The 12,821-nt window shown below is 57.1% G+C and carries 10 protein-coding genes; 2 read left to right on the forward strand and 8 right to left on the reverse strand.

What is annotated here, in order from left to right; translation table 11 throughout:
- Window positions 1-19: 19 nt before the first annotated feature.
- From PVZ78_RS07060 to PVZ78_RS07095, 8 genes are all read right to left on the reverse strand, one after another.
- Window positions 20-2,416, reverse strand: a complete 2,397-nt coding sequence (locus PVZ78_RS07060) for a fimbria/pilus outer membrane usher protein (RefSeq protein ID WP_273828450.1) — start codon at window positions 2,414-2,416, stop codon at window positions 20-22.
- A 167-nt stretch (window positions 2,417-2,583) separates the two neighbouring features.
- Window positions 2,584-3,327, reverse strand: a complete 744-nt coding sequence (locus PVZ78_RS07065; RefSeq protein ID WP_273828451.1) for a fimbria/pilus chaperone family protein — start codon at window positions 3,325-3,327, stop codon at window positions 2,584-2,586.
- Window positions 3,328-3,539: 212 nt separating this feature from the next.
- On the reverse strand, window positions 3,540-4,181 hold the full coding sequence (locus tag PVZ78_RS07070; RefSeq protein WP_273828452.1) for a DUF1120 domain-containing protein: 642 nt from the start codon (window positions 4,179-4,181) through the stop codon (window positions 3,540-3,542).
- A 30-nt stretch (window positions 4,182-4,211) separates the two neighbouring features.
- Window positions 4,212-4,850: a DUF1120 domain-containing protein gene (locus PVZ78_RS07075; RefSeq protein ID WP_273828453.1), complete on the reverse strand. Its 639-nt coding sequence runs from the start codon at window positions 4,848-4,850 to the stop codon at window positions 4,212-4,214.
- 51 nt (window positions 4,851-4,901) lie between these two features.
- Window positions 4,902-5,501: a DUF1120 domain-containing protein gene (locus PVZ78_RS07080; protein WP_273828454.1), complete on the reverse strand. Its 600-nt coding sequence runs from the start codon at window positions 5,499-5,501 to the stop codon at window positions 4,902-4,904.
- A gap of 51 nt (window positions 5,502-5,552) precedes the next feature.
- Window positions 5,553-6,173, reverse strand: a complete 621-nt coding sequence (locus PVZ78_RS07085; protein ID WP_273828455.1) for a DUF1120 domain-containing protein — start codon at window positions 6,171-6,173, stop codon at window positions 5,553-5,555.
- 127 nt (window positions 6,174-6,300) lie between these two features.
- Window positions 6,301-6,939 carry a DUF1120 domain-containing protein gene (locus PVZ78_RS07090; RefSeq protein WP_273828456.1) on the reverse strand — a complete coding sequence of 213 codons (639 nt, stop codon included), beginning with the start codon at window positions 6,937-6,939 and terminating at the stop codon, window positions 6,301-6,303.
- A gap of 971 nt (window positions 6,940-7,910) precedes the next feature.
- Window positions 7,911-9,536 (reverse strand): methyl-accepting chemotaxis protein, encoded by a 1,626-nt coding sequence (locus tag PVZ78_RS07095; protein ID WP_273828457.1) that lies wholly within the window; start codon window positions 9,534-9,536, stop codon window positions 7,911-7,913.
- A gap of 453 nt (window positions 9,537-9,989) precedes the next feature.
- Here PVZ78_RS07095 and PVZ78_RS07100 point away from each other — a divergent pair, with 453 nt between their 5' ends.
- Together PVZ78_RS07100 and PVZ78_RS07105 are read left to right on the forward strand one after the other, a co-directional pair.
- On the forward strand, window positions 9,990-10,775 hold the full coding sequence (locus PVZ78_RS07100) for a response regulator transcription factor (RefSeq protein ID WP_273828458.1): 786 nt from the start codon (window positions 9,990-9,992) through the stop codon (window positions 10,773-10,775).
- 314 nt (window positions 10,776-11,089) lie between these two features.
- Window positions 11,090-12,553 carry an aldehyde dehydrogenase family protein gene (locus tag PVZ78_RS07105; RefSeq protein ID WP_273828496.1) on the forward strand — a complete coding sequence of 488 codons (1,464 nt, stop codon included), beginning with the start codon at window positions 11,090-11,092 and terminating at the stop codon, window positions 12,551-12,553.
- Window positions 12,554-12,821 lie beyond the last annotated feature (268 nt).

The raw sequence follows: 12,821 nt of genomic DNA on the forward strand, positions 1-12,821 counted from the left end.
GACCTCACGGTTATCTGTCTCATCGGAGCACGCAACGAGCATCAGCGCTTTCGAATAAAGTGTCGGTGCTCGCTTGCTCCAACAGAGAAAACTGGAGCACGCATTGCCGCCCATCTGGCAAGGCCACCGACAGTTCCCCGTTCTCGTTGCCATTGCTCAGGAACACCTGACCCTGCTCCAGCACAGTGCCTACGTACTGCTGGCTGGCGTCGAGCACATAGGCGCCGGCCGGTAGCGGCCGGCCTTCGGAATCGCGCGCATTGAGCAGCACGCGGCGCACGCGGGTAAGCTCGAAGTCAATCTGGCTCACTGAGCCACGTCCAGGGTCGACCTGGCGAAAGCCGTTGCTGATATCGATGTTGCGCGGCAAGGTCTTAGTCATCACCTCGACGCGGTTGCTGCTGTACGCAGAGAGCTGCGGCACCACGGCACGTCCCCAAGGATCGGTCCACACCGGCCCTTGCGGAGTGCTGATTTTCACGCTCGGCACGCCAGCTGCTGACACGATCCCAAAGGTATCCTGCACCGGATATGGCGACAATGTCAGTCCCTGGGAATGCACCACTAGGCCACCCGAGGCGCCACCGTAGTAGGCGCGGGCTTGGTTCCCGGTATCGGAGTAGCCAAGATTCACCCGAGCAACGCGCGGCGTAGCGGCCAATTGGCCAGACAGCGCATTGTTTCCGTCACGCGTATTGCGTTCTGCGCTCACCGAGTAGTTCAGGTTATCGCTCACCTGCTCGTTGTAATTGGCACCGAATCTCGTGTAGCCACTTGCATTGCTGGCAAAGGTGCGCACGCTTCGTTTTCCGAAGGGGATGCTCAACGACAGGTAGTAGGTATTGGTCGGTCTGTTGTAGGCGCCGTAACCGTACCGATCGCGGCTCTTCTGGCGGGCACTGAGATCACGCTCGACGTTGAACGACACAGTGCCGAATTCAAAGTTCTTGCCCCAGGAGAAGTTCAGCCTCTGAGTACGGTTGCCGTCCTGCTGGCTCGAAAGGGAGTAGCCCAGGGAGAGTCCTCCCATTCTTGCATCGGACCAAGCCATTGCAGCGGTGTGCTGGCTCCGATAGCGCGAGGCCGTGTAACGTGAGCCCGCAGTATCCTGAGTGAAATCGTCCAGCGTGCGATAGCCGTTGCCCTGATAGGCGCTGCTCACGCTCATGCTCAGGTTCTCGCGCAGCCCCCCAACGATCCCGGAGACCTCGATCTGCGTGCCCGTCTTCGCGCTTTGAAGCGAAGCACGCGAGGCACGCTGCAGCAGCTTGAGCCCGCTCAACCGCGACAACCGCATGTCCACGCCCCAACTACCTGCCTGGTAGCCGGGCGCATACAGCGCGCCGGCGCTGACGCTGCTGGACCTGCGCAGTGTCCAACTGCCGCTGGCGCTCGCGACCCACGGATCACGGGCCTTGGTTCCGTTGAGGTTGCGGCTCTTGCCCAGCGCGAAGGCGTAGCCGGGCCGCTGCCCGAGCGAACCCGCGTTGATGGAGCCGGCTGGCACCATGAAGTGCCGCTGCGCGCCGCCAGATTCGGTCACGGTCACGTCCAGGTTGCTGCTGTAGTTGAGCAGCGGCAGGTCTGTAAGCGCAAAAGGTCCGGCGGGCACTACGGTGGAGTAGATCAACGCGCCTGCCTGGCGCACTTCCACCCGTGCTTGCGACTGCGCTACGCCCTCGACCATGACGATGTTGTGCTGCCTTTCGCTCAGCGCGGACTCGGGAAACACCTGGACTCCGGTCAGCGGCGCACCGGTCAATGCCGAATTGGCAATGTTGATCTGTCCGCCCTGGACCGTCGCACCCGATTTGGGCCAGGTCTTCTGGCCGTACGCATAGAGGTGGCGGTTGCGGAACCCGGACTTGCCCTGACGCTGAGCATAGGAACGGCTACGCATGATCCAGTCGCCGGCGTTTACCCCCAGCTCGGAGTTGAGTGTGAAGAAATTCGAACCCGTCATGCCGCGCGCCTGGTTGCGCATGGCCATCAGATCGTAGTTGTACAGCACCGCCTTACCGCCGCGGCTGAACCCGGAAAAGTCTGTGACAGCCAAGCGCTGGGCCACAGTGGGCACGATCAAGCGCACCTCTTCCCGACCAGGCTTAAGCGTGATGTGGGTGCCTGGGAACGCCTTTACAAAGTCGTAGCAGGATTCAGACCCAGGCGTTTGCGCTACGGCGTACTTCGCTTCGGGCACCGCTAAGCCGGCAGCGTCCAGGAAGCCCTGGTCAAAGCACAGCGCGCCATCTGCGGTAAACCGCGTATTGATGCGTCCCCGCCTAATGTCGTTCACATATACGATGACCCGATTGCGGCCAGGCTGAAACCGGGGTGCGTCGCGAAAGTAGTCAGCGATATGCGGGTCCAGGCCCCGGCGTTGCAGAATGTCCGTATCGAACTCTGCATTTTCCACCTGAGTTGCCGACAGACCACCCAGTGGTACTCCCTCCTGGGCCTGCGCCGTGGGCCACGCTTGACTAGCTCCCGCCAGTAGCAGCAGCGAAGAAGCGGCCGCCCGGCGCCGCCGCACTCGTGGTTGACCGCGGCACCTCGCGCGACGAGCCTCGTTGACAGCAAACATCACTGCTGGGCCGTTTTGGCAAGCGGGGCGTCGTAGGTGTCGACTTCATAGCCATAGGCTGTGGCAGGCGAGATTCTTACACCTGTCGTCGCACGCATGCCGCCGCCCGGCGGCAAGGCGACTTCCACCGACGTGTTGGGCAAGATATAGGTCTTGCCCAGGTCGATTGTCGTCTTGCTAGGCAGAAGCTGCACGCCTTGAGCCAAGCGCACCACGTAGGCGCTGTCGTTGCGCACGTTCAGTTTTCCGTCCGCAACCGTCCACTGCAGTAGCGTCCAGGGTGTCGCATGCCGTTCGAGCTTCGCAGGGTGCACGATCAGAGGCAGATTCTGGCGGATCGTCATGCTGATGCGCGCCTTGCCGTCCGGCCCCTTGGGCGGGATGCCCTCGAAGGTCACTCGCTTGAGGCGTTGCACCCGCAGCGGGTCCTTGCTCTGCAACAAGAAGCGCACCAGCTGCGAATCTTGAGCCTCCACGCGGCTGACCGGAGGCACCGCCACCACCAGCAACTCCTGATCTTCCGGCAGGTTCTGGATGGCCGTGTGTAGAAGCAACGGAATCGACTCGGTGTTCTTCACGTTCATGGTGGCTTCGCCATCCGCCTCGTTGATGATCACGACCGAGGACTCGGGCAAGACACCCGAAGCCTGCGCGGGGACCGAAAAATGCAGGCACGTCAGCACACCTGCCGTAGCGGCGCATTGCGCCAACACGCGCCAACGCGGCAAGGTAGGACGTGCCATGGGGGATAGACGACGGGGAAAGCGATGGGCAGAAGTAGTCACGATCGGTAGGGTCAAATCAAGAATTGGCAAACAAATGGGCGTGAGTTCTCCCTTGCGGTGCGCTCGGGCGCGCCACGAAACGCTCGGGTAAATCTCAGTGTTTTGGGGCTATTGCGCTGGGCCCAGCGGCGGACACCGGCCGGTCGGGCTACTCGTGCCGGTATCAGGCTTCATAGGTAGCGCAGTTCAAGGGTGGTGGAACCGTCAAGCGCTACTTCGCTATGAGTATCCAACGTGTTCGACACCGCGACATCTCCAGTTACCTTGATCTCGAGCGTCTCGAATGCCTGCGGCAAGGTCTGCCCCGATTCGGCCCAGGACACGTCTACGCTGTCATCTGCCCACTCGACTCCCCAGAAGGCCTGTTCCCGCCACGAGGTGTCATCGTCCCAGCGATACAACAGCGCAATACCCCTGCCGTCACCGACTGCCGCAGAGGCGTTTAGCCTGAACCAGCCCGCCTTTTTGCCCTTGCCGAAGCCCAAGCCAAAGGTGAAGGGGTTGTCCGCCGAACTGCGGCGGTTGTCGAGCGCCCGCAGGGACACCCTGGTCTGCATCGGGCATGCAACGGTCAACTGCTCATCGATAGCGGCGATGCGGTGGTAGAGGTTCGCTCCGATCATCAGTAGCGGGCCTTCGGCCACCTGTTTGAAGGTGAGCGTTCCCAGATCGGTGATGCCTCCGTTGCGCAGCGTCAGGCTGCAGGCACCAACGGGTTGGATTTGGCCGCGGACGTTCAGATCGGCGGCCCAAACGTCACCTGCGCCTGCCAAAGCAAAAGCGAGTAAAGACGGAACGAGGAATTGCTTCAAGTGCATGATGGCCGGTGTGGATTGGCGGAATTAGAGGTAGACCAGTTCCATCGTGGCGGAGCCATCAATGTTGATTTCCTGGCTCAGATCGAGCCCGGAAACCGGGATGTGTATCGCGAACTCCAAGTTTCCTGCAACGACTTGAAAGGCTTGAGGCAAATCATTTCCTTCCTGCGTCCAGGTGGTTAGCCAGTTGGGCGCCAAGTTTCTCCCAAGTACTCCAGGTTTCACGCTCTCGGCCCAATCATCCCCCGGGTTCTTTTGCAATAGTTGCTGTGCCCAGCTTCCGTCAATCTTGACCTGGCGCGGCATCCAACGATACGCCCCGAACTTCTTTCCGCTGAACGTAGTGCCCAAACCGTAGGCGGCATCCCAGATCTCACTGGTAGCAGTGCCCTCCCGATTATCGATCGCCCGCAGCGCCACCGTTGTTGGCATCGGGCAATTGATGGAAAACGATATCGGCCGGTAAATGTTGTTCAACCAATTCGCTTCGTCCCGCAGATCCTTGCGGGATATCGTTCCCAGGTCGATAGTGCCCGCATTGCCCAACATCAGATTGCAAGCCCCGACAGGCTTGATTTGGCCGCTAACGCTCAAATCGGCGGCAGAGGCAACTTTCACGGCGAAGGCTAGTAGAGCGAGGGCGAGTAGAGGCTTGAGGTTCATAAGTGCTCAGTCAAGTCAGATGGTGTGCATTCAGCGGTATGCGGGTTCGCGCTACAGGTAGACCAGTTCCATCGTGGCGGAGCCGTCAAGGTCGATTTGCTGGCTCAGATCCAGGTCACTAAGAGGGGGCAAATGGATGGTGAATTGCAACTCGGTGCTGACCGTCGTGAAGGCCTGTGGGAGTGCGCCTTCTTCTGCCCAAGCGCCCAGCTCCGACGGATAAATTGGATCGGCTGCTACGGTCGAGCCGTTGTGTCGCCAGCTGATGCCATCCCAACTTTTCAACTGGAATAGCGGCTTTCCATCACCAAACCGGTGGAACGGGTAGATCGCGAATCGGCCTGAACTGCCTTGAATACCCAACCCGAAGTCGCCATACACGGACTCACGATTGTCTATCGACTTGACCCCCACTTTGGTCGCGGCTTTACACTCGACTAGCAACTGCAACTTGCGCACGAAGAACGTCTCATCAGTGGCGTGCAAGTCGTTGCGTGAAAGCTCTCCGAGGTTAATTTGACCGCGATCGCTGAGCGTGAGATTGCATGCGCTGGCAGGCTTGATTTGGCCGCTAACGCTCAAATCGGCGGCAGAGGCAACTTTCATGGCGGAGGCTAGTAGAGCGAGGGCGAGTAGAGGCTTGAGGTTCATAAGTGCTCAGTCAAGTCAGATGGTGTGCATTCGGCGGTATGCGAGCTCGCGCTACAGGTAGACCAGCTCCAGTGTGGCGGAGCCGTCGAGAACAACCTCCCGGCTCAGATCGAGGTCACGGGGAGCAGCCAGCTTGATGTAGAACGACAACTCGCTGCTGATCGTCTTGAACGCTTGCGGGAGTGCGCTACCTTCTTCTGCCCACGCGTTCAAGGAGGATGGATACATCGGGGGGGCAGAGACCTCCCAGTTGCCGTCACGCCCACTTACCAAGCGGTCTAGTGGTTTTCCGTCGCCGAAGTGAGAGTTCGGGTAGAACCAGAACCTGCTCTGGCTTCCTGGAATGCCCAACCCGTAGTGGGAATAGCCCCACAAACCCACGTCGGAGGATTCACGATTGTCTATCGCCTTGATTGCCGTCTTGGTCGGGGTTTGGCATTGGATAGTCAACGTCATCAAGCCCGGATGAATGATGAGGGTTTCATCGTTGGCCCGTAAATCCTGGCGCGATAGCGTGCCAAGGTCGATCTGCCCGTTGTTACCCAGCGATAGGTTGCAAGCGCTGCTAGGACTGATTCGGCCGCTGACGCTCAGATCGACGGCGGACGCTTGGTCTGTTGCTACGGCGGTGGATGCGAGCAAGAGGAGCGTGAGCAGGGGCTTGAAATTCATGGGGAGCTCGGTTGATATCGAATATGGGGGGCATGCGTGGACGCTCATGCAAGCCGTTCTGGAAACAGGCAGGAGCCATGCGAAATCCCGCACGGGACGATCACAGTGCCCTGCCTTCCGTCCTGGTTTACAAGTAGCTCAGCTCGATGGTGGCGGAACCGTCCAGATCGACGCCGCCATTGGCCAGATCCAGCGCCGACAGCTTGTTAATCGTCGGGGTCACCGTCAGATCGGCCGTCAGGTTCTTGTACGCCTCCGGCGCTAAGCTTCCCGAGCTAGCGAAGGCCACGCGCGAGGTACCGTTGGCGGTAAAGCCCGCGCTGTCGATGCTCCACGAATTGCTGTTGTTGGGATCAGCAAGCACATCAAGCGTGTTGCCTTCACTGATGGCACGAGTCAGCGCCAGCTTGTAGTAGCCCGGATCGCCACCGGGATGCTTGCCCAAGCCGAACTCGTAGGCGTCACCCTTGCCGCCCGCTGCCGACCCCATGCGGTTGTCCGTTGCCTTCACCGCGACTTTAGCAGCCGCGTTGCACGTGACAGTCAGGGTCTGCGTCTTGGCTTCGAGTGTGGTCGTCGAATCCTTGCTCAGCTTGTCCGCGCCGATATTGCCGAAGTCATACACCCCACCACCGCCGATCACCAGTTGGCAAGCGTCAGGCAAGATTTTGCCAATGACCTTGATTTCCGCGCTTTGCGCATTCGCCTGTCCGTGAGCCAGAACGGCGCCAGCGACCAGACCAAAAACAGCCAGTTGTTTCTTCATCGCGATACCCCAAAAATGAGTTGGGTGTTCATGATGACCAGCACAATTGGATGCGTAACCAACAGAATTGCAAAACAATTTGTAGACTGTCGTTTTCGAATTGTTTTGCAACCACTTCGATACAGAATGCAAACAGGCAGCGTCCGTTCGCCCCAGAATTTACGTTCTGACATGTCCTGAGCTAGGAAGCGCTGGCATAGCAGTGCGAATGAGCCGTCCTCTTGCTCGCGCCCACCTGCCACGAGAACTGGCGATGTACACAGCTGAACCAGCCGTGCAAATCGCCTCCTCGGACTATCTTGTTAGCAGATTTCGAACCCGCCGCTCGCACGCAAGAACGTCGCAAATTCCCTCACGTTCTCCACGTCGAAAGGGTAGTGGGTTGCGAAGTTTAAGACCCGGCCCGAGCTGTCGCAACCATTGCAAGGCAAGGTTCCCGGCCCGGTCTGCGGTGGCTCGGCGCGCTTGCCCGTAGCGCCGCAGATGGTGCACGGCTCCATGGGAAGCGCCTCGAGGTGCGCTCGGTACTTGTCGGTATAGCTCTGGGTCTCCCTAGCTTCGATGGCTTTCTCCAGGCGCTCGGCAAGTTCCAGTGCGTCGACCTGGTCGAGACCCCAGCCATCGTTGGAATGGCCAAGATTGTCATCGGGGATGAGGTCCGGTGCGATACCTATTGCAGGAGCAGTGTCGAATCAGTCGCTTCGGTAGGATCCTGCTTCGTGGAGCGGTCCGATTGCCCCGATTCTCCCCTGGCCGCAACGCGATGTCCCCGCCAGTAAGCTCTCATTGGATTCGTTCGCCCGGATATGAAGTCCGTCTTTGCTGCACGGTCAGTACGGCCGGGAGCAATCGTAGCCTGGGGCGAAGGTCCGCCAAGGAGTGGTTTCGTGGGAAATGGACGGCCCCATCAATCGCAGAGCCAACGAGTTCATGATTCGACCTGGCTACTCGGCGGCAAGCAGTCCGGTGTTTCAGACCACAAAGCGGGAGACCATGCCGTTGAGATCGTTCGCCAATTGAGACAGCTCGTGACTTGCAGCAGCCGTCTGACTGGCTCCGTCAGAAGTCTGCAGCGATATGTCGCGTATGTTGACGAGGTTGCGATCCACTTCTCGGGCGACCTGAGCTTGCTCCTCGGATGCGCTGGCGATCACCAAAGTGCGCTCATTGATCTGGCTGACTCGTTCGGCTATTTCGTTCAGCGCGACACCGGCAGCCTCGGCTATTTCCTGCATATCCCGTGCTCGGATGCTGGTGCTACTCATGGCATTTACCGCCTCGCCAGTCCCTCCTTGAATATTGACAATCATGAGCTCGATCTCCTGCGTAGATACCTGGGTGCGGTGGGCAAGAGCCCGGACCTCATCTGCGACCACAGCAAATCCACGGCCCAGATCTCCCGCGCGAGCAGCTTCGATTGCCGCATTCAGCGCCAGCAGATTGGTCTGTTCGGCGATCCCTCGAATGACATCCAGCACCTTGGAAATATCCAGCGCTTTTTGGGCTAGCCCACTCACGAGTTCGGAAGTGTTCTCCACCTCTGTGCCCATCATTCGAATCGCTTGTACCGTGTCCAGTACCCGCTCTCGACCTTGCTTTGCTGCCTGTTCGGATGCGGAAGAGGCATCAGAGGTCGAGCTGGCGTTGCGAGCTACCTCTTCCACCGCACTTGTCATCTCGTTGACGGCGGTCGCGGCCATCTGAATCTCATCGTTCTGTTGGGTGAGGGCTCGGTTGCTTTGCTCCGTTACCGCTGTCAGTTCCACGGCGGCAGATGCCAGTTGGGTTGCTGAGCCGACGATCTGTTGGATGGTCTGGCGTAACTGCTCTTGCATGCGTTGTAGGGCCTGCAATAGTTTGGCCGGCTCGTCTCGTCCCTGGGTATCGATATGGGTGGTCAGATTGCCAGAGGCTATGACTTCGGCAATCCTGACAGCCTGGTTGAGTGGCAGGGTAATGCTGCGAGTGAGGAGCCAGGCCAAAACGACAGTGCCGAGGCCGGCTGCTACCAGAACACCGATGACAGCTTTGACTGCGGTAGCGTACTGGCTATCGGAGCGTTCATTCGCTTCGTTGGCGCCTTGAGAGTTGAAGTCGATCAGTTTTTGGAGAGACTCCCGCGTTGCATGATACTGGTCGAACAACTCGGTCCGGGTGAGCTGGCGTATTTCTGCCACTGGACGATCCGCTGCCGACCGCAGAAGGGCATTCTGAGCATCCAGCATGATTTTCCGGGTTGCCAGGTAGTTATCGAACAGGACCTGCTCGTCATGGCCACTCACCAGTTTTCGATACTCTGCTTCTGTCTCCAGCAGTTCCTTTTCCAGGGCCATCAACCGTTGTTCGAATGAGGCCCTATTGCTTGGGTCTGATATCAGAACACCTGAAAGCAGAAGTTGGCGGGACTCTGCAAGCAACGTATTCATGTGCCCGGTTTCTCGGACACTTGGAAGCCAATTATCGCTGATCATTGAAGATGCTTCATTGATCGATTCCATCCGGTTGAGCGAAAAAATTCCTGTGAAAACGAGCAGGAAAGTGATCACCGCAAAGCTGAGACCCGCACGGGTCGCGATATGCAAATTGCGAAAAGACATGACATAAATCTCCCGAGGGCAATGATTGGAGTTGGGTTGGGAGATCTATCGGCTAATGCTGCGAGAGAATTAGGGGGCAGTCATAGCATTATGGAGTGTCATTAGGAGAAAGGCGTCTAGAACAAGCAAGTGAGGCGGCATAAAAAATTCAAACGTTAAAGATTGGGATTCATCCATATACCCTCTTGGAGGTATATAAATGCAAATTATCTAACAGTTTTGTTATCTTTGAGCTGAGTGACCGCGGCAGCGCATTGGTTCATCATGCTCGAGGTTGAGGAAGAGCTCTCTTCCGGGGACGTGGGCTAACTCTAAATATTAGCCATTTTTAATCTCCACTTCGCTACCATATTCGTCTGATTGTCCAGATTGCCCATAGGTGATATTTATAAAAAGGCATCACTTCAGAAAACAAAAAGACAATGAGCGGTCGGTCAAGATAGGTAGATGACAATGCGTAGACAAGATGCAGCCTGGACACGACAGGTAGTTGAGGTGCTGAAGCAGCCTTGCGGAAGTATGCAACTTCAATCTCTGACTAAGTGGTTGCAGTGCTTAAGCGTTGTGGACCATTTTGTATTGTTTGTTTATGACGGAGACCAGAAACCACTACTGCTATTCCACACATTATCTGAGGGATTGAAGAGGATTTTCATTGAATGGTATAAGCAGGGCCCCTATCTGCAGAACCCCTTTTTCCTTGCTTGCCGAAACAACCCAGGCAATGGCGTGTGCTGCCTGCGTGACATGACGTCCGATGGATTCCAAGATAGTGACTACTTCAAGAGCTATTACAGCTACTTGGGATTGAATGATGAGCTTGGCTTCTTCATCAATCTGCAGCCGAAATGCACGGCGGTGTTCTCCTTGATGAGGCGGCTGGGAGGAGGCTTTCGAAGTGATGAAATCACTCTATTAAACAATGCCCTACCCGTTGTGGATGCCGTGGTGCAGTCAGCCTGGCATGAGCATCGGAGAAGCGGGGGAACGTCCGCACCCGATAATGACAAGAAGGTAAACGAGACATTCGAAAGTTTTGGCCGCGGCCTGATAACCCGGCGAGAACGCGAGGTCGCAAGGCTATTATTAAGAGGGCACTCAAGCCTTGCGATATCCCAGTTGCTTAAAATTAGCAACGGGACCGTCAAGGTACATCGCAGAAACTTATATGAGAAGCTCGGCGTCAGAAGCCAGTCTGATCTGCTTGGCTTGTTCATACGCTGCCTGGAATCCAACTAGGCTTGCGGCGAGGAAGCCTGATGGCCCTCTATCCCAGTGAATTCAAGCCTACCCATATTAAGATAGGCCAACGAATTCAATATCCTTAGAACTACCCTCAAAGGTATATTTTCAGCACCTTAGTACAACTGTTAGCGTGTTGTCGGTTCGTTCATTCTCGGGCTGCCTTGAGGGCTGTCTCCGCTGAAGATGGAGGCAGCCCCACAAAAGAAGCCATTTCACTTGTTCGACGGGGATATGCCAGGTCCTTTAACTCGAAATACAGCGCTCTGGAGGCGGAGTGCAGACTTGAATACTCGATTCTTGAGGGTCATATCGTGGACAATCTATTTATAAACGGATGCTGGGTTCGACCGACGCATGGAGGGAAGATTGTCAGCATTGATCCGGCAACAGAGACGGTCATTCAGAGCGTTGGCTCCGCTACTGAGGACGATATTGATCTCGCTGTTCGTGCGGCAAGAAGTGCATTCTCCGGCGATTGGGGAAACCTTAGTGGGTACGAGCGCGCTTATTTCTTGAATAGCTTGGCCGATGACTTGGAGCAGCACAGAGAGGAGTTGTCCGTGCTCGAGGTTCGCGATAACGGCAAGCCTCTTTCGGAAGCTCAGCGGGATGTTTCCGATGCAGTAAGTTGCTTTCGATATTATGCCGTGCTGGCGCGTGAGTTGGATGAGTTGCAAGATGAACCGAATCCGCTTTCGAACACGAGTTTCGAATGTCGTGTCCGCCATGAAGCAATCGGAGTGGTGGGGTTGATTCTTCCTTGGAACAATCCCTTGTTGAGCGCTGCCAAAAAGGTAGCGCCGGCCTTGGCCGCGGGCGCTGCTTGTGTTCTTAAACCTTCTGAACTCACCCCATTGACAGCACTCCAGCTAGGCGCCGCTGCAGAGAGGGTTGGCTTGCCAGGGGGCGCACTGAACATCGTTCCTGGTTGTGGCAAGGAAGCTGGACATGCTTTGGGCCAACATCCTGGTGTGGACAAGGTGGTGTTTTCGGGCAGTGTTCCGACAGGTGCCAAAGTCATGTCCGCCGCAGTCTCGGGGATCAAGAACGTCAGCCTTGAGTTGGGAGGAAAATCCGCATTTATCGTATTCGATGATGCAGATATCGAGGCTGCGGTTGAATGGGTCATGTGCGGGATTTTCTGGAACCAGGGGCAGATTTACAGCGCTACATCACGTCTTCTGGTGCAAAGGGAGATTGCCCCGAGATTGCTTGAGCGTCTAGTCGAGGCCGCCCGCTCAATAAAGGTCGGCTCAGGATTGGAGCCAGGGGTGCAAATGGGGCCTTTGGTTGGAGCTGAGCAGTACAGAAAAGTGATGAGCCTGATTTCTCATGGTGTGGATGAGGCCACTTTGGTAAGCGGAGGTGGGCGCCCCTCAAGTCTTTGCTGCGGCTATTTCGTCGAACCCACAATCTTCGACGAGCCAGACGCTGACAGTTTTATCTGGACTGAGGATATCTTCGGGCCCGTACTGTGCGTAAAGCGTTTCAACACTGAGCTCCAAGCCGTCTCGTATGCCAATGACCGCCGATATGGCTTTGCCGCCGCAGTCATGTCCGCGGATACCGAGCGTGCTGCGCGGGTGGCCAACGCATTGAGAGCAGGGATCGTCTGGATTAATTGCTCCCAACCTACGTTCATCGAGGCCCCGAGTGGCGGGGTTCGCCATAGCGGTGGCAGGCGTGCTTTGGGATGGAATGGGCTTGCCGACTACCTGGAGGTCAAACAGGTCACTCGTTACGTCAGCAGCATGCCGTGGCGCTGGTACTAGCCCTCAACACCAGTGCACATTGAGGAGGTGGTGATGTGCCGTGATCTATCAACACTGCGGCGGACCATCAGTCTTCACCTCGATTGAAGAGATGCCCTACGGAAGATGCAGTGTATTTCTGTTCTTCAGAAAGGAGCGCGCTGACCGGGTAGACGCAGGAAATATTGAGGGGGATTCAGAACATGAGAATCGGTATAGCCAGCAACCTGTTTGTCCTAGCCTTAGTTCCAACGAGCACGGCCACGCTACCGTCTGGGGTGTCCGATTC

Origin of the sequence: Pseudomonas sp. SBT1-2 (genome assembly GCF_028640875.1) — a bacterium.
GTDB lineage: Bacteria > Pseudomonadota > Gammaproteobacteria > Pseudomonadales > Pseudomonadaceae > Aquipseudomonas > Aquipseudomonas chlororaphis_I.